Source organism: Fulvimarina thalattae, assembly GCF_040239565.1.
GTDB lineage: Bacteria > Pseudomonadota > Alphaproteobacteria > Rhizobiales > Rhizobiaceae > Fulvimarina.
Map to the genome: position 1 here is coordinate 113,801 of NZ_JBEHWS010000004.1, position 18,566 is coordinate 132,366.

18 protein-coding genes and 1 tRNA gene are annotated in these 18,566 nt (G+C 59.6%); 10 read left to right on the forward strand and 9 right to left on the reverse strand.

Annotated features, from left to right (window positions below):
- Window positions 1–85: 85 nt before the first annotated feature.
- From ABRA89_RS06940 to ABRA89_RS06950, 3 genes are all read right to left on the reverse strand, one after another.
- Window positions 86–1,246 carry a DNA recombination protein RmuC gene (locus tag ABRA89_RS06940; protein WP_349940727.1) on the reverse strand — a complete coding sequence of 387 codons (1,161 nt, stop codon included), beginning with the start codon at window positions 1,244–1,246 and terminating at the stop codon, window positions 86–88.
- 97 nt (window positions 1,247–1,343) lie between these two features.
- Complete coding sequence (locus ABRA89_RS06945; RefSeq protein WP_349940728.1) at window positions 1,344–1,664, reverse strand: I78 family peptidase inhibitor; 321 nt, start codon at window positions 1,662–1,664, stop codon at window positions 1,344–1,346.
- Window positions 1,665–1,759: 95 nt separating this feature from the next.
- Complete coding sequence (locus ABRA89_RS06950) at window positions 1,760–2,167, reverse strand: MAPEG family protein (protein WP_349940729.1); 408 nt, start codon at window positions 2,165–2,167, stop codon at window positions 1,760–1,762.
- A 183-nt stretch (window positions 2,168–2,350) separates the two neighbouring features.
- Between ABRA89_RS06950 and ABRA89_RS06955 the strand changes: the two genes are divergently transcribed.
- From ABRA89_RS06955 to ABRA89_RS06985, 7 genes are all read left to right on the forward strand, one after another.
- On the forward strand, window positions 2,351–2,926 hold the full coding sequence (locus tag ABRA89_RS06955) for an NnrU family protein (RefSeq protein WP_349940730.1): 576 nt from the start codon (window positions 2,351–2,353) through the stop codon (window positions 2,924–2,926).
- 107 nt (window positions 2,927–3,033) lie between these two features.
- On the forward strand, window positions 3,034–4,224 hold the full coding sequence (locus tag ABRA89_RS06960) for a tetratricopeptide repeat protein (RefSeq protein WP_349940731.1): 1,191 nt from the start codon (window positions 3,034–3,036) through the stop codon (window positions 4,222–4,224).
- Between the two features lie 47 nt (window positions 4,225–4,271).
- The gene (der, locus tag ABRA89_RS06965; RefSeq protein ID WP_349940732.1) at window positions 4,272–5,684 is read left to right on the forward strand and encodes a ribosome biogenesis GTPase Der; all 1,413 of its coding nucleotides are present in this window, start codon (window positions 4,272–4,274) and stop codon (window positions 5,682–5,684) included.
- A 146-nt stretch (window positions 5,685–5,830) separates the two neighbouring features.
- Entirely contained in the window at window positions 5,831–6,958 is a 1,128-nt protein-coding gene (locus ABRA89_RS06970; RefSeq protein WP_349940733.1) for a cell wall hydrolase, read from the forward strand.
- A gap of 184 nt (window positions 6,959–7,142) precedes the next feature.
- The gene (locus ABRA89_RS06975) at window positions 7,143–7,784 is read left to right on the forward strand and encodes a 2-dehydro-3-deoxy-phosphogluconate aldolase (protein ID WP_349940734.1); all 642 of its coding nucleotides are present in this window, start codon (window positions 7,143–7,145) and stop codon (window positions 7,782–7,784) included.
- Between the two features lie 72 nt (window positions 7,785–7,856).
- Window positions 7,857–7,931: transfer RNA gene (locus ABRA89_RS06980), tRNA-Gly, on the forward strand.
- A gap of 854 nt (window positions 7,932–8,785) precedes the next feature.
- Entirely contained in the window at window positions 8,786–9,139 is a 354-nt protein-coding gene (locus ABRA89_RS06985; protein ID WP_346218631.1) for a helix-turn-helix domain-containing protein, read from the forward strand.
- Between the two features lie 119 nt (window positions 9,140–9,258).
- Here ABRA89_RS06985 and ABRA89_RS06990 read toward each other — a convergent pair whose 3' ends face one another.
- From ABRA89_RS06990 to ABRA89_RS07015, 6 genes are all read right to left on the reverse strand, one after another.
- The gene (locus ABRA89_RS06990; RefSeq protein ID WP_349940735.1) at window positions 9,259–10,887 is read right to left on the reverse strand and encodes a molybdopterin-binding/glycosyltransferase family 2 protein; all 1,629 of its coding nucleotides are present in this window, start codon (window positions 10,885–10,887) and stop codon (window positions 9,259–9,261) included.
- The gene (locus ABRA89_RS06995) at window positions 10,884–11,600 is read right to left on the reverse strand and encodes an XdhC family protein (RefSeq protein ID WP_349940736.1); all 717 of its coding nucleotides are present in this window, start codon (window positions 11,598–11,600) and stop codon (window positions 10,884–10,886) included. Before ABRA89_RS06995 ends, ABRA89_RS06990 begins: the two co-directional genes overlap by 4 nt.
- A complete protein-coding gene (locus ABRA89_RS07000; RefSeq protein ID WP_349940910.1) occupies window positions 11,600–11,908 on the reverse strand; it encodes an XdhC family protein in 309 nt (102 codons plus the stop codon). The genes ABRA89_RS06995 and ABRA89_RS07000 overlap by 1 nt, the downstream gene beginning before the upstream one ends.
- 201 nt (window positions 11,909–12,109) lie before the next feature.
- On the reverse strand, window positions 12,110–13,363 hold the full coding sequence (locus tag ABRA89_RS07005; protein WP_349940737.1) for a vWA domain-containing protein: 1,254 nt from the start codon (window positions 13,361–13,363) through the stop codon (window positions 12,110–12,112).
- A gap of 16 nt (window positions 13,364–13,379) precedes the next feature.
- Window positions 13,380–14,243 (reverse strand): AAA family ATPase, encoded by an 864-nt coding sequence (locus tag ABRA89_RS07010; RefSeq protein ID WP_349940911.1) that lies wholly within the window; start codon window positions 14,241–14,243, stop codon window positions 13,380–13,382.
- Window positions 14,244–14,332: 89 nt separating this feature from the next.
- Window positions 14,333–14,830 carry a flavin reductase family protein gene (locus tag ABRA89_RS07015; RefSeq protein ID WP_349940738.1) on the reverse strand — a complete coding sequence of 166 codons (498 nt, stop codon included), beginning with the start codon at window positions 14,828–14,830 and terminating at the stop codon, window positions 14,333–14,335.
- Window positions 14,831–15,142: 312 nt separating this feature from the next.
- On the opposite strand from ABRA89_RS07015, the gene ABRA89_RS07020 reads away from it, so the two are divergent.
- From ABRA89_RS07020 to ABRA89_RS07030, 3 genes are all read left to right on the forward strand, one after another.
- Entirely contained in the window at window positions 15,143–16,537 is a 1,395-nt protein-coding gene (locus ABRA89_RS07020; RefSeq protein WP_349940912.1) for a circularly permuted type 2 ATP-grasp protein, read from the forward strand.
- Window positions 16,538–16,621: 84 nt separating this feature from the next.
- Window positions 16,622–17,617 (forward strand): alpha-E domain-containing protein, encoded by a 996-nt coding sequence (locus ABRA89_RS07025; RefSeq protein WP_349940739.1) that lies wholly within the window; start codon window positions 16,622–16,624, stop codon window positions 17,615–17,617.
- Between the two features lie 137 nt (window positions 17,618–17,754).
- Window positions 17,755–18,534: a proteasome-type protease gene (locus tag ABRA89_RS07030; RefSeq protein ID WP_349940740.1), complete on the forward strand. Its 780-nt coding sequence runs from the start codon at window positions 17,755–17,757 to the stop codon at window positions 18,532–18,534.
- The last annotated feature ends 32 nt before the right edge of the window (window positions 18,535–18,566 follow it).

Below are 18,566 nucleotides of genomic sequence, written 5' to 3' on the forward strand. Positions count from 1 at the left end.
TTTGCTTCCCAATAATAGCTGTCAACACCCAGAATATCCGCCTGTTTTCGCAGTTCGCTTACCTGTCATCACAAAACTGTGATAATTATTCGGCCGCATCCTTTCCGGCAATCGCTTCGTCCTGAAGCGGCATTTCCCCGATCCGATCGACACGCCGTACAATCTTCTCGGTCGAAACCAGAATTTGATCGATGTCCCGCGCCGACCGGCCGAAGTGAGTCTTGAGAGCGTTCACCCGCTCGTCGAGACGCGCAATGTCCTCGGCAAGGAGCTGCGTCTCTTTCTGGATGCGCCCTGCCTCCTCGCGCACACGTGCATCCTTGAGGAGGTTCTGGATGACCTGGACCGACAGCATCAGTAGTGTCGGCGAAACGATCACCACCTTGGCGCGGAACGCCTTCTGGACGATGTCGGGAAAGCGCTCACCCAAAAGCGCGAAGACAGTCTCGGACGGCACGAACATCAGCGCAGTATCGAGGGTCTCGTTCGCAATCAGATATTTCGCCGAAATCGCGCGAATATGAACATCCATGTCCCGGCGCATTCGGCTCATGGCGAACTGCTTCGCCTCTGGTGTCTCAGCCGTGGTCAGAGCGGCATAGGCGTCGAGCGGGAACTTGGCGTCGATGACGAGGGGCGGTGCGCCATTCGGCATCTCGATCAGACAGTCGGGACGTTTGCCGTTGGATAGCGTCGCCTGCATGCGATAGCCGTTTGCGGGCAGTGCGTCGGCGACGATGGTCTGCATCCGCAACTCGCCGAACGCGCCGCGACTTTGCTTGTCGCCGAGAATGTCCTGAAGTTTCGAGATGCCGCTGGCCAGCTGGCCGATCCGGTTCTGCGCGTCGTCGATGACCGCAAGGCGCTCGCCGAGCGCTGAAAGCGAGTCCTTCGTCTGCGAGCCGGTCGCCATGATGGAACGGCCAACGGAACTTGTCAGCCCGTCGAGCCGGCCTGCGAGGGTCGAGGTAAGCTCTGCCTGCCGCGTCCCGAGTACGTCTGTCATGGTCTGCAACCGACCGGAGAGCTCGGATTGGGCGCGCAGCACGGCGTTCAAGCCTTCGGTGCCGTGCCCCGAAACACCGAGTTCGGCCTTCAGCCACCGGATACGGCGAAGCGCCCTCACCCATAAAATGAAGAAGAACGCGGCCAATCCGGCGACGACGAGAGCGAAGCCGGTGAGCGCGATCGGGCCGATCGTCAGATGATCGGCCGAAAGCCACTGGATGATCTGATTCGCCTCCATGACTGAAACAGTAGCAGAACCCGGTTAACGAAAGAGATCAAATCATGAACGATTTTGTTTCATTCTCTGGGTTCTCGATACGACCCGTCTTAATGGCTCAGCCGCAATCGATAGAGATGATCTGACCAGCGTCGTCGGTGCGTATCGTCAGCCGGGTCGGAACGAAGTCCTGCGTCACCATTGTGTCGGGTCCCGCGACCCGCACGCTCTCGGCTCGAGACAGTTTGCGTGCCCGCGCCCGCGCCCGCTCGTTCATGCCAATGCCCAGCAGATCCTGTGCAGCCGCTGCATTGCACTCGGCTCCACCGCTGGCTGAAGCGTCACCGGCGACGGGCGGAAGCGCGAATTCTGGTTCGGAGGTACATGCCGCACCGAGTCCGAGGATAAGCCCGGCGAGAATAGTGGGAAAGCGTTTCATCCGTCTGCCTCCCTTGAATGGCGTCCCGTCACGAACGCACGTCTTGCTCTGACGGGCCGCTCTCAACACACATAGAGGAAGTTCAGGCCGCCATCTCAGAGAGCCGACAAACCCAGAAAGACAGCAGTTGCCGCTGAAGCGAGCATCGAGGCCATCGAAAGGCCGAACCCGACCATGCGCTGCCAGAGCGGAGCATCCATTTGTGTGAAATGGAGCCCATGCAGCAGGCGTCCGATCGTTAAGGCAAGGCCCAGAACGTGGATCACCAACGGCCAAGCGCCGAGCAAGCCTGCAAGCGTCATGGCCAACAGGGTCATCGGCATGATCTCGACGGCGTTGGCATGGCCGCGCATCGCCTTGGCGAGATGCGCATTACCGCCATCGCCGATCATGATCTGGTGGCGGATGCGGATGCGCCCGATCGCAAAGGAAAGCCAGAATAGAATTGCGATGTTCAGACCGCAGTAGATCGCCACCGCGCCGAGCGCTGTCGTATCGGCCATAAAGACCCTCCCCAAGAATTGTTCGATGCCCGACAATGCCGACGGAACGGTCACTGGACAATCGCCCGGCCCCGCGCCGCCGATGTGAGCCATACCGCGCCATCGCAAATTTGTCGCCCGGGCACCGTGAAGCTCCGAGACGTGCTATGCTGCGCCTGCTCACGAGCTTGAAGGGACATCCAGATGAGTTGGCTGATCGCAGGCCTCGTTATCTTCATCGGCATGCATTCGATCCGCATCGTAGGGGAAGGTGCGAGGAACGCGCTGATCGGCCGGATCGGCGAAATGCCATATAAAGGGACCTATGGCCTCGTATCACTCGTCGGTCTGTTCCTGATCGGCCAGGGCTATCGTGAGGCCCAGGCTGCCGCGGGTGCGCTCTATGCTCCCCCGGCTGGCCTTTCCCATCTCGCACTCATCCTCGTGCCCGTCGGCTTCGTCCTCGCGGCAGCAGCCTATGTTCCCGCCGGCAACATCAAGCGCCTGGCCCGTCATCCAATGGTGCTCGGCGTCGGTTTCTGGGCTGCGGGCCATCTCCTTGCAAACGGCATGGTCGCGGACGTTGTCCTGTTCGGCTCTCTTTTCGCATGGGCCATCCTCGATTTCACCGCTGCGATCCGCCGCAATCCGCGTCCGGTCGCGTCCTCGGAAGTTTCGGTGACGGGCGACGTCATTGCTGTCGTGGTCGGTCTTGTCTCCACAATCGTCTTCGTTCTGTGGCTTCACCAATGGCTCTTCGGCGTCGCTCCCGTCGGATAAGGCCGCTTGGCCCTTCCTTGAGCCACAAAACTTGTTAGAAGACGCCTCGACAAGCCGAAGCCGCCGCGACTGGAGGAATTTCGGCGAAACGACAAGAGCGTGGGGCGATGAGCGACGAGAGTTTCTTTCGCGAGGTTAGCGAGGAATTGCGGCAGGATCGGCTGAAGTCGATCTGGACGCGCTTCGGCACGGCGATCATTGCGGTGATTGTCGTCATCATCCTTGTGACCGTCGGCTATGTCGGATGGGACCGCTATTCGATCGCGCAGGCCAACGCGAGCGGTGATCGCTATCTCGCCGCACAGGATCTCGTGGGCGACGGCGATATAGACGGCGCGATCGAGGCATTCCGTGCGATCGCTGAAGACGGCTGGGGCTCCTATCCGGACCTTGCACGCATGTCGATCGCCAATGCCGAGGCTGAAGCCGGTCGCAACCAGGATGCCATCGCCTCCTACGGCGAAGTCGCCTCGGACAGTTCCGTCCCCGAGAGCATGCGCGAGATGGCCGATCTCCGCGCCGCCTATCTGCTCATCGACCACGGCAGTCTCGCCGATGTTCGTGCGCGGGCGGAGCGGCTGACTGGGGACGACAATCCGCTGCGTTATGCCGCCCGCGACGCGATCGGCCTTGCCGCCTGGAAAGCGGGGGAAACCGAGACAGCGCGCGATCTTTACCAGTCGATCGTCGAGTCCGGCGATGCCCCAAGTGGGATCACACAGCGCGCCGGCCTCATCATCGGCCTTCTCACGGCAAACGAACCTTACGAAGCGGGCTCGGCGCAGGCAGAAGAGACGGCGGATATGTCAGCCGGAGAGCCGGCTTCCACAAGCGATCAGGCTGCCGATGAGCAGCAGCCCGCACCCGAAGCGAGCGGGCAGGAAATGTCGCCCGAGACCGATGCAGACACTGAAGCAGGCACGGCTGCGACCCCGGAGAACACAAGCGCAGCCTCCCCGGACGCGACCTTGTCCGAAGACGCGGCCGATGGTGCAGAGACTGCTCCAAGCGAGACCACAGAAAGCGCACCAGCGCCGGAGGCGGCATCAAGCGCCGAGGAAATCACTCCCGCACCTGCGGATGCGGAAACTTCATCGACGCAGGCCGAGGAACCGGCAGCGACTGACGATACATCCCCGCAGAACGAAAACTCCGCATCCGAACCCGCAGCGAACGAAACCGGTGCGGCTCAGCTTTCCGATAGTGGCGGCGAAGCTGAAGCCGAGCCGGTAGATGATCCGGAAACGGTCATCCTGCCGGAGCCTGAGGCCGATCAGGACGCTGAACCCAACCAATAGTATGCCGCCGCCGGAACGAAGGCGCGCGGCAATCGGAGATATAATCCATGGTGTCGATCGCCATCATCGGGCGCCCCAATGTCGGGAAATCGACGCTCTTCAATCGCCTCGTCGGCAAACGCCTGGCGCTCGTCGATGATCAGCCGGGCGTGACCCGCGACCGACGGCCCGGTGAAGCGCGTCTGATGGACCTCGCCTTCGAGATCGTCGACACCGCCGGCCTCGAGAATTCCCATAGCGAAAGCCTCTCCGGGCGCATGCGCGAGCAAACCGAGGAAGCGATCCGGCTTGCAGACCTCTCGCTTTTCATGGTCGACGTCAAAACCGGAATTACGCCGGAGGACCAGGATTTTGCAGAGGTCGCACGGCGTTCGGGACGCAAGATTGTGCTTGTCGCCAACAAGGCCGAGGCGCGGGATTCCGACAGTGGCTATCTGGATGCCTATGCACTCGGTCTCGGTGACCCAGTCGCAATTTCAGCCGAGCATGGCGAAGGCATGGGCGATCTGCGCGACGCGCTTGTAGAAGCCCTTGGTACAGAGGCATTCGATCGCGAGGCGAAGCACCCTGATGAAGCGATCACGGATGTCCCGGTTCCCGAGGACGACGACACGCCCCTGCCCTATGACGAGACGAAGCCGCTCCGCATGGCGATCGTCGGGCGGCCGAATGCCGGAAAGTCGACGCTGATCAATCAAATGCTGGGCCAAGAGCGCCTGCTCACGGGGCCGGAAGCCGGGATTACCCGCGACTCGATCTCCGTCGACTGGGAATGGCGGGACCGACAGTTCAAGATCTTCGATACCGCGGGCCTGAGGCGGAAAGCGCGGGTGCAGGAGAAGCTGGAAAAGCTCTCTGTCGCCGACGCCCTGCGGGCGCTGAAATTCGCGGAAGTGGTGGTGATCGTCCTCGATGTTACCATCCCCTTCGAGCGCCAGGATCTGACGATTGTCGATCTGATCGCGCGCGAAGGCCGCGCACCGGTCATCGCCTTCAACAAATGGGATATTGCTGAAGACCGGCAGGAACTCGCAAAGGAGCTGCGAGAGAAGACGGAGCGCCTCTTGCCGCAGATTCGCGGCGTGCGCACCGTCATGATCTCCGGTGAAACCGGCGAGGGCCTCGATCGCCTGATGAAAGCAGTGGTGGAGACGCATCGCACATGGAACAGCCGCGTCTCGACAGCGAAACTGAATCAATGGCTTGAGAGAACGACTTCGCATCATCCGCCGCCAGCGGTATCGGGTCGTCGCGTCTCAATAAAATTCATGACCCAGGTAAAGACTCGGCCACCGACCTTCATGTTGTCGACAACCCGGCCAGACGCGATCGGCGCTTCCTATTCCCGCTATATTATCAATGGGTTACGGGATTCTTTTGATCTAAAAGGCGTGCCAATTCGGTTAGGTTTGCGCAAGCCTCACAATCCCTACGCTTCAAAAAAGAAGCGCCCGTCCTGAAAATCGCCACGTTCTGTTAACCAAAGAACAAGATCACTGGGGGATGTTTGAAAACATCTGGTAGGGTGTAACCGGGAAGTTACGGGGGCGTAATGAATTTTGGGGGCGTGGAAGGCACGCGCAGCGTTCGGGGGAACGCTTCGCTAATGTCCAAGACCGCGATGTTCGCAGTCGCTTCAGTTGCGGCTCTACTGATTGCTCCGGCGACAGCCGGTCTGCAGGATGTAACCGCGATCAAGGGTGGCACCATTACGGGTTCCGGCTGGCAGGCCGTGCTCAACGATATTCCAGTCGACGCGGAAACCATCCGGGAGATTGCGGCGGTGGCGTCTTCCGACATCGGAACGGCGGTCAACGATCCGCTGCGCCTCGCAAAGGAAGCGATCGCTCAGGAACTCGCCCTGATGAGCGACTCCGACCGGGTCGAGTCTTCTGGCAAGAGCGGTCGCGTCTTCGAAAAATCGGTTCGTGATACCTACCTGGCGACCGTTGCCAATTCAGGCTCCTTCACCGATGCGCCCATCATGGGTTCGCGTGTTGCCGGCGGTGGCGCCCGCATCCGTACCGCTTTTGCCCAGCCATCCCAGACTGCCGACGAGGCGACCCGCCTTGCGGCGAGCTACCGTCTGAGCGGTCCGCCGAAGATTGAGTCCTCTTCGAACACGAACGACAAGCTGCTGCTTGCGGCCCTTCAACCAAGCCAGGGCCTCGCCCTCGGCTATGCGCCCTCGGACGAAGGCCCCAAGAACGGCCGCGCCGCCTCGCTCTTCGAAAAAGTTCTGAAAGACCAGCCTGAAGCCTTCGTCCCGCCGATCGGCGAAGACGACCACGAATGGGCTGCAAAGGTGCTGCCTAAATCATCCTTCTCCAAGAAGGAACAGGCCTGTCTCGCTCGCGGCATCTATTTCGAAGCCCGCGGCGAAAGCAGCGAAGGCCAGGCTGCCGTTGCTCAGGTCATGCTGAACCGCGTTCGCAACCCTTCCTTCCCCGACACGATCTGCGGTGTCGTCTACCAGAACCAGAATTGGCGCAATCGTTGCCAGTTCTCCTTTGCCTGCGACGGCATCAAGGATCGCATTGCGGACAAGAAGTCCTACGCACGGGCTGAAAAGGTCGCGCACGACGTGACCTACGGCGAGACCTGGCTGACCGCCGTCGGTTCCTCGACCCATTACCACGCGAACTATGTCAATCCGCGCTGGGCCAGCGCTATGGAAAAGGTCGACCGCATCGGCAAGCACATCTTCTACCGCACCTATAACGGCGGTTGGTAAGACGCCTTTTCGGCCGAAGACATCGATTACGGATCAGGACCGGCCGCGATCATCGCAGCCGGTCCTTTCTTTTATCGACCAACGAACGAACTTTGGCGGAAGACTCTATCGCTTCGAGCCTTGCCAGAACACCAGTTAGACGCGCATAAGCAGCCTTGAATTCCCACACCCAGCATTCGAGTAAATGATGCAGAAGACCGATCGCCTGCTTCCCATCCTGACCGGCCAGCCCGTCATACCGGTCGTCGCCGTAGACAGTGTCGAGGACGGTGTGAAACTGGCTCGCGCGCTCGCGAAAGGCGGCTTGAAAGCGATCGAGGTCACGCTCCGCACACCGGCTGCGCTCGAAGCGATCGAGGCAATTTCGGCCGATGTACCCGAAGCCATCTGCGGCGCGGGTACGATCCTCAAGCCGGCAGACTACACGAACTCGGTGAACGTCGGCGCAAAGTTCATCGTCTCGCCCGGCGCGACAGTCGAGTTGCTCGACACCGCCAAGAAGAGCGACATTCCGTTCCTGCCCGGCTCCGCGACACCAAGCGAGCTCCTGGCGATGATTCAGGAGGGCTACGAAGTCCTCAAATTCTTTCCGGCCGAGCAAAGCGGCGGTATTGCTTACCTGAAATCGCTCGCACCGGTGTTTCAGAGCGTCAAATTCTGCCCCACCGGCGGCGTTTCACCGCATAATGCGGCCGACTATCTGGCTCTGCCCAATGTCGTCTGCGTGGGCGGGTCCTGGGTTGCACCGAAGGGACTGATCAAGGACGGAGCGTGGGATGAAATCACCGCGCTTGCGGAAGAGGCGGCAAAGCTCTCGGCGGGCTGATTTCTCGGCGCTAAATGTCGGCTGAATTCAGCTTGACGGTCACCCGCCAACCTATCATTCTCTCCACCGCGGGCGGGCGTAGTTCAGCGGTAGAACGCAAGCTTCCCAAGCTTGATGTCGTGGGTTCGATCCCCATCGCCCGCTCCAGTTTTCAAGACTGTTAGCGTGTTCCGTCTTGACCAGATGCAGAGCAGACATCGCGCGGATGTTCGCTATATTACGAGATAGCCTTGCCGACGCGGTAACAGATGACGTTGCTCCGATCTTCCCATCGCGGCGGCGACCGGTTTCGACCAATTCGATCGCAAGTATGCCAAGGTATGTCGAAGCCCCACCGCAGTCATTGGCGGTTCGCATCACGTGCAAAAAGTGTTAGGAACGGACCTTCCAGGATTCGACCCTAATTCAGCCAAGTCATGCAGCTTCAGAAACTTTATCGCGCGTTATGACCGATCACGTTTACTTCATCTTGCAGTATTAAGACCGCGCATAAATTCATTTTCACCCTTAACAAACGAACGTTTGGTAGGGGTTTCCGCGCTATAGTTGTGGAGAACTTTCAACATTTGGATTTATTTTATCTCGCCTGGAGAGAGAAATCGAGAACACGACAATTCAAATCAGGATTTAAAGTAACTCTTGAAAGGTTTGAAAACAGCTTTTTATTTCAGAAATTTAAAAGGAAGCATATGGAACCGCATAGGGAGGCTTCTTGTTTTGTAACGGCGATAAACTTGAAGTGGCTAACAATTTTTCCGCCCCATTGTAAAAGCCACATGAGGATTAGCGGCTTTACGTTGTCGTAAACGTTACTATGATTGGAGAGGGTTTGCGGGCAGTCGAACTGTCGCGCTCTTAGCCATTGCAGAACGATCGTTCTACTCCCAAACCATTAAAGGTGTTACGGATCTCATACATAGGGATGTCTCAGTTCGGTCGGCAGAGGGATGGTCGCTGTAGAAGTGGAACCGACGGACTGTAATTAAAAAAAGGAAATGGAAATGTACGACACAAAAGCGGCCTCTCATATAGACAAAAGCGTGGGGGCAAAGATCAAGCTCGGTCGCCTCATGGCTGGTCTGTCTCGCGAAAAGCTCGGCGTCCAATTGGGTATCAGCTGGCAGCAGATTCAGAAATATGAGTCCGGCGCCAATCGCGTTTCAGCGGGTCGACTGCATCAGATCGCACACATCCTCGGCCGGGAGATCCAGTGGTTCTTCGACGAGGCGGACAACGAGCCAAGCGACATCGGGCCGAGCCCGCGTGACATCGGCATGGCGCGCAAGTTCAACAAGCTGGCTTCCGATCGTAAAAAAGCGCTCGAAGCTCTTATCGACGAGATGGCTCGGCCCTGACCGCCGTTTCGTCTGATACAGTGTTTCCGGTTCGCCCCGCCGGAAATCGCTTTGACTGACACGACGAAATGACTGGAAATCGCCGCTTGCGTTGGATCGCAGAGCGGCGAGCATTGCATTCAGGCGCGTCGTTCTTTCTCGGACATTCTGTTTTTTGCTTCTCGAAAGCGTTCCGGCGTGTCCGTATCGAGGCTGGCCGCATCACCTATATCGATCAGCACTGGAGCTTCCGCCATAGCCTCTATGATCGGTGCAGCTCCCCTGTCTCCGATAAGCTGCTCGACCGCTTCGCGGCACCTGACCGGAAGGATGACGGGATTCCGGCGCTTTGCACCATCAGCCGCCGCCACAATTGAACGCCCATTAAGCTGCTTGAATTCGCTGGCTAGACGGTCGAGGTCACTTGGCTCCAACAATGGCTGATCGGCTAAGAGCACGAGCACGCCGGCTGCATCCCTCGCCGCAGCAAAACCGGCACGCAAGGACGTCGAAATCCCGTCCGCGAAACTGGCATTCGTCACGAACTCTACGGCGAGACCTTGGAGAGCTGCCCGAACCTCGTCAGCCTGATGCCCCAGAACGACATGGACCTTGCTGATAAGCTTCGCGCTAAGAGCCGTCTCCACTGCATGACGCACCATCGGCTTGCCTGGCGAAATTTCGGCGAGAAGCTTGTTCTGTTCGCCCATGCGCGTCGATCGTCCTGCGGCAAGCACTACGGCGTCGAGCGCACATGATTTCGATCGCGCGGCGTTCTGCCGAGGCCTGGGTCGGGTCTCGATTTCGGCCAGAAGTCCTCCGACACCCCAGGATTGAAGCAGAGCAGGCGTGACGTCCATGCCGGCCATGATCCGGTCCACCACCCAGTCAAAACCGTTCTCTTTGGGGCTTCTCGCGCACCCCGGCGCGCCGAAGACAGGCGTATCGCCGATCCGGCCAACCAGCAGAAGATTGCCGGGATCGACCGGCATCCCGAAATAATCGACCGAGCCGCCCGCGCTTTCGATCGCCGCTGGGATGACGTCGGCGCGATCTATGACGGCCGAGGCGCCAAAGACGAGTACGAGATTGCTATTGCTCGCTGCCTCAGCAATGGCTGCACTCAGTTCGGCAGAGCGATGGGGAACGCGCATCTCGCTGACAATTCGCGAGCCGGACATCGCAAGTCGATCCTCCGTCACGCGCCGCGTTTTTTCCAGCATCTTGGTCTGTGTAGCAGGCAACGTCGTCTGGATCATCGCGACATCGCGCGAGACGAAGGGCGAAATCATGATCGCCGTGCCGCGCTCAAGAACACTCAGAGCCCTGTCCAGAGCCGCCCCCGAGACCGCCAAGGGAATGATCTTGATCGTCGCGACCATCTGGCCGGATTGTATTGCGCTATTTTCGCCGAGCGTTGCGAGCGTGATCCCCGGATCGACTGCGTTCAATGCGTCGATCATCGTCTTATCCGGTCGGAAGACGCCGGCCCTTTGAGCATGAATATTGACCCGGCCCGTGGCTGCCGGCCCGATCTCCAGATGCGGCGCACTCATCGCCTTGGCGATTCGCGCGGCGGCCTCGTCTTCTCCCACATCGCCCGCGTCGAGCTGCGCTGCGATTACGCTGGTCATACCGGCATCACGGAGCGCCGCGATGTCCGCCGCCGTCAGCCGCGTTCCCTTCTTGAGATCGAGCGTTCCGGATTTCGCCGCATGGGCGAGGATCGCGCCGTCCGCTTCGTCGATGGCGATCTCACCGAACCTCATTGCGGCGCCTGCTCGCCCCTTTGTTCGGCGAACATCTTGCGCTTGCGAAAGGCTTCGACGATCGACGCCATGATGGCAACTGCGATCTCGCCGGGCGTCGCCGCGCCGATATCGGCGCCGATCGGTGCGTCGATCCGCTCCATCAGGTGATCGGCGATGCCGGCCTCGCTCAGCCTTTCCAGCCGCCGAGCATGGGTCTTTCGGCTTCCCAACGCGCCGATGTAGAAGCAGCCGGTCTTCAGCGCCTCGATGAGCGGACCGTCGTCGATCTTCGGATCATGTGTAATCAGCGCGACCGCAGTGTATGGATCGAGTGGGCGCTGCTTGAGAACCACATCGGGCCATTCGGCATCGAGTTGAAAACCTGCGAAACGATCCGGCGTCGCGAAGGCCGTGCGCGGATCGATGATCTCGACATCATAGCCAGCAATTCGGGCGATGGGCGCGAGCGCCTGCGAGATATGGACGGCGCCGATCAGCACGATACGCACCGGCGGGAGGTAGACGTTGATAAAACTCTGACCGCCTTCGGTCTCGACCATGCCGGACTTGCCGGTCCGAACTGCCTTCTCGACAACGTCCGCCATCGGGTCCGCACCAATCTCAGCTTCGCGAAGGACGCGCTGATTGCCGGTATCGATATCGGTGATCGTGACGACAGCCCGCCGCGCGGCGCGCTCCGCATTGACTGCCTGAAGGATATCGTGTCGCATCAGACCACCGGCTCGACATAGACGCGAATACGCCCGCCACAGGAGAGTCCGACCCGCCAGGCTGTTTCGTCGGCAACGCCAAATTCCAGCATTTTGCCTGTACCGCTCTCGATCACGTCAATCGCTTCGGCGATGACCGCGCCCTCGACGCAGCCGCCCGAAACAGATCCTTCAAAATTGCCCTTGGTGTCGATCACCAGATGACTTCCGGTCGGTCGCGGCGCCGAACCCCAGGTTTCGACAACGGTTGCCAGAGCCAGCTTGCGGCCGCTGGCAGCCCAGTCCGCGGCAGTGCGGAGGACATCCATATTCAGAGCGACGGCATCGGATGCGCCGGCTTGTTGTGTCGCGGTGCTCATTTCACCACCTCGAATCGTTATTGGGGAAGCCGGAAGCGATCCCGTTTTCTTACGCCTGAGGCTAGACTTAAGTCCGCGATCGGCCGATTGAAATGGTCCAATCGTCGAGCGCTTCCAACGAAGCATCTTCGTGGCCTCTCACGGCAACGCTCAAGCCGCTCGAAGCCAAGCCTTCGGGTCGTTGGCCTGACGGTTGTCGGCGGAGAGCACCGCGCAAAGCTCGGCCATGGCATCGAGCGAATGAACGGCCCGGAATTCGTCGACATGGTCGAGCATCGTGCGCACCCCCCTCGCCTTCGCCGAAAAGCCCTCGAAACGCAGCAACGGGTTGAGCCAGATCAGCCGGTCGCAGGAGAGATGCAGTCGTTCCATCTCCGCATCGAGGCTCATCGCGCTATCGCGTTCGAGCCCGTCGGTGATGAGAAGAACGATCGCGCCATGGCCCAGCACCCGGCGGGACCAGTCGCGATTAAAGCGATGCAGCGCCTCGGCGATGCGGGTGCCGCCGGACCAGTCCTTCACACTGTCCGCGCATTCTGCAAAGGCCTGATCCGGGTCCTTGCGGCGAAGCTGACGCGTGACGTTTGTGAGGCGCGTGCCGAACAGAAACGCATGCACATGGCGGCGCTTTTCCATGATCGCGTGGAGGAAGTGCAGAAAGATGCGGCTGTACTGGCTCATCGAACCTGAGATATCGGCCAGTACGATCAGAGGCGGTTGGACAACCCGTCGCGATCGAAAGCGTGGCAGGATCAGATCGCCGCCGGTGCGCATAGCGCCACGCATGGTCGCGCGGGCATCGATCTTGCGGCCACGTGGATCGACCTTGAACCGGCGCGTCTCGACGTGATCGCGGGGAAGCCGCAAATTGGCGATCGCGCGTTGGGCTGCGGCAAGTTCTGCCGCCGACATTTGGGCGAAGTCCATGCTCCGCAGAACCTCGTTGCCCGACATCGTCATCGATGCATCGATTTCGATCTCCGGCTTTTCCTGCTTAATGACACGCTCCTCCTGCCCTTCAAAGAGCGAATCCGAAGCGCGCTGAGAGCCCGCCTTCGGCTTTTGCTTTTCGGACTCGCGCGGCGGCGCCTTCGGCGAGAACATCGCGATCATCTTCTCGATCAATTCCCGCGAGCGCCAGAAAAGCCGAAAGGCTTCGTCGAAGACGGCCGTGTCTTCATGCCGGGTGACGAGGGTTGCGTGAAGAGTCCAGTAGAAATCCTCGCGCGAGCCAAAGCCCGAGGCCTTCACGGCCTCAATGGCATCCAAAGTCGCGGAAGGTCCGAGCTTGAGCCCCGCGCGTCTGAGAGCGCGTGCGAAATAGGTGATGTTGTCGGCAAGCCGCCCGTCCGGATCTGCTTTTAGAACCTGTTGCTCGCCGAGATCGAGACCGTCTGTCACCATCGGTTCAGGACTGTTTCTAGAGATCGCGTTTGACCTCGTCGAGGATGCGCGTGCTCTCACCCTGCTGAAGCCGCTGAATATCATCCTGGTATTTGAGCAGTACGCCCAGAGTATCCGAGACATAGCGCGGATCGAGGGCGACGGCGTTGAGCTCGGTCAGCGCGTTGGCCCAGTCGATGGTTTCAGCAACGCCCGGTGCCTTGAAGAGGTCCGTGTCCCGCAACCGTTGGACAAAGGCGACGAGTTCTTTCGCTAGGTCCTCGTTGGCGTTCGGCGCCTTTCGGCGGACGATCTCAAGTTCGCGATCGGCATCGGGATAGTCGACCCAGTGATAAAGGCAGCGACGCTTCAGGGCGTCGTGAATTTCGCGAGTCCTGTTGGTGGTGATGACTACGATCGGCGGTTCCGGCGCGCGGATCGTGCCGAGCTCGGGAATTGTAACCTGGTTGTCGGCGAGCACTTCGAGCAGGAAAGCCTCGAAGGCCTCGTCCGTACGATCCAGTTCGTCGATGAGAAGGACGGGCGCCCGACCCGGCTCGCCTTCCATCGCCTTCAGGATCGGCCGACGGATAAGGAAATCATCGGAGAATATTTCCGATCGAGCCGCATCGCGCGATGTGTCGCCGGATGACTCTCGGAGACGGATCTCGATCATCTGGGCAGCGTAGTTCCACTCGTAGAGAGCGGACGAAACATCGAGCCCCTCATAGCATTGGAGGCGGATCAGCGGTCGGTCGAGCCCTTGCGCCAGCACCTTTGCGATCTCGGTCTTGCCGACACCAGCCTCCCCTTCAAGGAAGATCGGCCGCTTCATTGTGAGCGCCAGAAACAGGACCGTCGCGAGAGAGCGATCGGCCACGTAACCTTCGCTTTCCAGCATTTTCGCGGTCGCGTCGATCGTGTCCGGAAGCGGTTTCGTCACGTTGGAGTGCCTGTCTTTCGCTTGGATTGTTCCTCAGAGCCGGGAGGCTAGAGCGAATGCCATGTGCGGTCGAGGTAGACCAAAGAAGACGTTCCTGCCTCCGCTGCTATTCCGACAACCTCACCGATGATGATGCGGTGAGTGGCGACGACCTTGGTATCGGTCAAGCGGCAGTCAAAGGCCGTCGCGGCGCTTCTCAGGATTGGTGCTCCGGTTTCGAGCGTCGCCCAATCCCCCAGCGCAAATCTTTCTTCAGGTTCGAGACCGCCTTCGCCAGCAAACGCCCGCGCGAGATTTTGATCTTCAGCACTCAGCACACTGAGCGCAAAGCAGCCGTTCGCCTCGAATCGCTGGTTGAGCGGGCTTGCGGTGTTGAGACAGACGAGCAGTGTCGGCGGATCGGACGAGACAGAACAGGTTGCGGTCACGGTCAGGCCGCGTTGTCCGGCCTCTCCGTCAGTGGTGACGAGGCAGACGCCCGCCGCGAAACGGCGCATGGCGGCGCGATAATCGGCGGGGTCGATCCGGGAAGTCGCTTGCAGCAACGGATAAGCTCCAGCGGATGGCATCGGTTACGAACCCGCCAAATAAGGCTTATTGCGCCAAATGGCACGGGGGTCGACTGTCTCAACCACGGATTTCTCGCGTTCAAGACCGCGAATTTAACGTCCAACATTCTCGAATTTGACGGTTCAGACTACCATTCGAAGTAAAAAATTCTTGGCTCGCAGGTCCAACGTTCAGAGGGCCTTGCTTAAAAAACCATCGTCGTCCGGGCTTGTTCGTACGGAAACGCGCTTTCTATAGTGAGGTGAAATTAATCACTGAGGGAGCCGGCCGTGCCACCATTCGACGAGATGCTACTGAGCCAAGACGAAGTCCGGCAGCCCTATGAAAGCTTCCATGGCTGGTTCAAGGATCAGGACGCCCGCGAACTGGCAGCAAAATCCACCGAAGCAGAAACCTTCTTCCGACGCACGGGCATCACCTTCAACGTCTACGGTCAGCAAGAAGCCGCCGAGCGGCTCATACCGTTCGACATGGTGCCGCGCATCATGGCGAAGAACGAATGGGACAAGCTCGCCGAAGGCATCGAGCAGCGCGTCGATGCGCTGAACCTCTTTCTGCATGACATCTATCACGACCAGGAGGTCGTGAAAGCCGGCATTCTTCCGGCGCGGCTTCTCGAAAACAACGACGCCTTCCTGCCGCAGATGGTCGGCTTCACGCCACCGGGCAAAGTCTACACCCACATCATCGGCACGGACATCGTGCGCACAGGCGAAGACCAGTTCTATGTTCTCGAAGACAATGCACGCACGCCTTCCGGCGTCTCGTACATGATCGAGAACCGCGAGACGATGATGCAGATGTTCCCGGAGCTGTTCGCCCAGAACCGCGTTCGGCCCGTCGAGACCTACCCTCATCATCTGCGACGCTCGCTCGAAGCCGTCGCGCCGCCCATGTGCGAAGGCAAGCCACGCGTCGCTGTCCTGACGCCGGGCATCTTCAATTCAGCCTATTTCGAGCACTCGTTCCTCGCCGATCAGATGGGCGTCGAACTGATCGAGGGCTCCGATGTCGCCGAGATCGACGGTCGCATCCAGATGCGCACCACCGAAGGCTATGTGCCGATCGACGTCATCTACCGGCGCATCGACGATGCTTTCCTCGATCCGAAGGCTTTCAACCCCGATTCCATGCTCGGCATTCCCGGTATCATGGACGCCTACAAGCGCGGTGCAGTCACGATCGCCAACGCCCCAGGCACCGGCATTTCCGACGACAAGGCGATCTACTCCTACATGCCGGAGATCGTGGAGTTCTTCACCGGCAAGCCGGCCATGCTGGAAAACGTGCCTACGTGGCGCTGCGCCGAAGAGGACAGCCTCAAATACGTCCTCGACAACCTTTCCGATCTCGTCGTGAAAGAGGTCCACGGCTCGGGCGGCTATGGAATGCTGGTTGGACCGACGTCCACAAAGGCGGAATGCGAAGCTTTCGCTGCGAAGCTGAGGGAAGACCCACAGAATTACATAGCTCAGCCGACACTCGCACTTTCGACCGTACCAATCCTGTCGAATGGACAACTCGCGCCGCGTCACGTCGACCTTCGACCGTTCGTCCTGGTCTCCGACAAGATCCGGATCATTCCTGGCGGGCTGACGCGCGTTGCGCTGAAGGAGGGGTCGCTGGTCGTGAATTCGAGCCAAGGCGGCGGCACCAAGGATACTTGGGTGCTACGCGACTAGCGGCGACTTCATTCCAAACGGCAGGACGACAGACGGCGACCGGACACGGATTTCCAATCGCCGCGCGACACGAAAGGACGAACGATGGCACTTCTCGGACGGACGGCAAACGGGCTTTTCTGGATGTTCCGGTATATCGAGCGGGCGGAGAACATGGCCCGTCTCGTGGACGCCGGTCTCAGGATCTCACTGACCAACCTGTCCGTCGAGGAGCGAGACGAGTGGGAGTCGGTCCTAGTCTCAGCCGGTGTCGAGGACCACTACAAGGCAAAGCACGGCGCCCTCGACGAGGCCAAGATCATCGATTTCATGATCCGCGATCAGGACAATCCGTCCTCGATCCGCTCATCGATCGACACGGCCCGAATGAATGGTCGCATGGTCCGTACCGCGCTGACTCGAGAGCTCTGGGAAGCGACGAACGACACTTATCTCACCATCAAGACGGCGCTCGCAGGACCGATCAATCATCGCACGCTGCCGAAGACGCTAGATCTGGTAAAAACCCGATGCGCGCTGATCCGCGGTGCTTTTTACGGTACCATGCTGCGCAACGAGGTCTTCGATTTCTGTCAGCTCGGTGCGTTTCTGGAGCGGGCCGACAACACCGCTCGTATTCTCGACGTGAAATACTGGGTGCTCCTGCCAGAGCACTCCTCGATCGGCTCGTCTCTCGATAATTTCCAGTGGTCGTCGATTCTCAGATCGGTATCCGCGCACCGCTCCTACATTTGGGAATACGACGCGAACCAAACCGCGACGAACATCATCGACTTCCTGATGCTGAACCGGCGCATGCCGCGCTCCTTGAGCCATTGCTATGGCATGATGCGCGATTCGATGTCCTATCTCGATCGCGGCGCGGAAACGCCGAACCAGAGCGCGGCCCGGGTCAACGAAATCTACGAGCGCCTGTCGAACCTCACCGTCCGCGAAGTTCTGGCGAGCGGGCTGCACGAATTCCTCGAGAATTTCATCATCGATAACAACGCCGTATCGGGCCTGATCGCAGAGAACTATCGGTTCTATCCGGATATGGACGCGGCAAACCAGTCGCAGTCTCAGAGCCAGAGCGCTTGAGAAGCGCAAGCTGACTTGAGGCTGTGCCGGCAATAATAAATCTGTCTACGTGATGATGGTGCAATTGCGGCGTCCGGGTGGCTCGTTCTAAGCCATTCTAAAATCGGTCGTGAATGCGCCCTTCGCGGAGACCTGCCATGACATATTGCGTCGGCCTGCTTGTGGATGCAGGTCTCGTCTTCATGTCCGATACCCGAACCAATGCGGGCATCGACAACATATCGACCGTCGTGAAGATGAAGACCTGGGAGGTGCCGGGCGAGCGCTTCCTCTGTCTTTTGTCTGCCGGCAATCTGGCGACGACTCAGGCGGCAGTCTCATTGCTTGATGAGCGGACGGTAGCGCCTTCCGAGCGGCAGCCGGCAATCCTCTCGCAGCCGACGATGTTTCAGACGGCAAAACTCGTTGGCGAAACCCTGCGCGAAGTGATCAGTGGCTCGTCGGGTCCCCAGGCTCAATCGCCCGATCCGATGTTCTCCGGCTCTTTCATTTTCGGGGGCCAGATCAAGGGTACGCCGCCGCGTCTCTTCAACATCTATGCCGAAGGAAATTTCGTCGAAGCCGGCGAAGACAATCCCTTCTTCCAGATCGGCGAGCACAAATACGGCCGGCCGATCATTATCAGGACTTACGATCGACGGATGTCCATGGCGGAATGCGCCAAGCTTCTGATGGTGTCTTTCGATTCGACGCTTCGCTCGAATCTCTCCGTTGGGCTGCCGCTGGATCTGCAGTTCTACGAGCGGGACAGTTACGAAGCGGGACTGCGAACGCGCATCACCGGCGAAGACCCCTATTACAAGACGGTCTCCGCCGGATGGTCGGATGCACTCAAATCAGCCTTTGATGCCTTACCGGATTTCAATCCGGATGCATGGCGCGTGCATGAAAAGGCCGAACTGGCCAGCGTGAGCTGAGCTGATTGTCCGGCTCCCGAGGAGCCGAACCC

Excerpts from the sequence above, each read along its gene's own strand:
- ABRA89_RS07025 (WP_349940739.1), top strand. The coding sequence starts at position 16,622 with ATGGCACTTCTCGGACGGACGGCAAACGGGCTTTTCTGGATGTTCCGG.
- ABRA89_RS06990 (WP_349940735.1), bottom strand. The coding sequence starts at position 10,887 with ATGAGGTTCGGTGAGATCGCCATCGACGAAGCGGACGGCGCGATCCTC.
- ABRA89_RS07000 (WP_349940910.1), bottom strand. The coding sequence starts at position 11,908 with ATGGATGTCCTCCGCACTGCCGCGGACTGGGCTGCCAGCGGCCGCAAG.
- ABRA89_RS07005 (WP_349940737.1), bottom strand. The coding sequence starts at position 13,363 with ATGGTGACAGACGGTCTCGATCTCGGCGAGCAACAGGTTCTAAAAGCA.
- ABRA89_RS06940 (WP_349940727.1), bottom strand. The coding sequence starts at position 1,246 with ATGGAGGCGAATCAGATCATCCAGTGGCTTTCGGCCGATCATCTGACG.
- ABRA89_RS06985 (WP_346218631.1), top strand. The coding sequence starts at position 8,786 with ATGTACGACACAAAAGCGGCCTCTCATATAGACAAAAGCGTGGGGGCA.
- ABRA89_RS06975 (WP_349940734.1), top strand. The coding sequence starts at position 7,143 with ATGATGCAGAAGACCGATCGCCTGCTTCCCATCCTGACCGGCCAGCCC.
- ABRA89_RS06945 (WP_349940728.1), bottom strand. The coding sequence starts at position 1,664 with ATGAAACGCTTTCCCACTATTCTCGCCGGGCTTATCCTCGGACTCGGT.
- ABRA89_RS06970 (WP_349940733.1), top strand. The coding sequence starts at position 5,831 with ATGTCCAAGACCGCGATGTTCGCAGTCGCTTCAGTTGCGGCTCTACTG.
- ABRA89_RS07030 (WP_349940740.1), top strand. The coding sequence starts at position 17,755 with ATGACATATTGCGTCGGCCTGCTTGTGGATGCAGGTCTCGTCTTCATG.
- ABRA89_RS07010 (WP_349940911.1), bottom strand. The coding sequence starts at position 14,243 with ATGCTGGAAAGCGAAGGTTACGTGGCCGATCGCTCTCTCGCGACGGTC.
- ABRA89_RS06995 (WP_349940736.1), bottom strand. The coding sequence starts at position 11,600 with ATGCGACACGATATCCTTCAGGCAGTCAATGCGGAGCGCGCCGCGCGG.
- ABRA89_RS06950 (WP_349940729.1), bottom strand. The coding sequence starts at position 2,167 with ATGGCCGATACGACAGCGCTCGGCGCGGTGGCGATCTACTGCGGTCTG.
- ABRA89_RS07020 (WP_349940912.1), top strand. The coding sequence starts at position 15,143 with ATGCTACTGAGCCAAGACGAAGTCCGGCAGCCCTATGAAAGCTTCCAT.
- der (WP_349940732.1), top strand. The coding sequence starts at position 4,272 with ATGGTGTCGATCGCCATCATCGGGCGCCCCAATGTCGGGAAATCGACG.
- ABRA89_RS06955 (WP_349940730.1), top strand. The coding sequence starts at position 2,351 with ATGAGTTGGCTGATCGCAGGCCTCGTTATCTTCATCGGCATGCATTCG.
- ABRA89_RS06960 (WP_349940731.1), top strand. The coding sequence starts at position 3,034 with ATGAGCGACGAGAGTTTCTTTCGCGAGGTTAGCGAGGAATTGCGGCAG.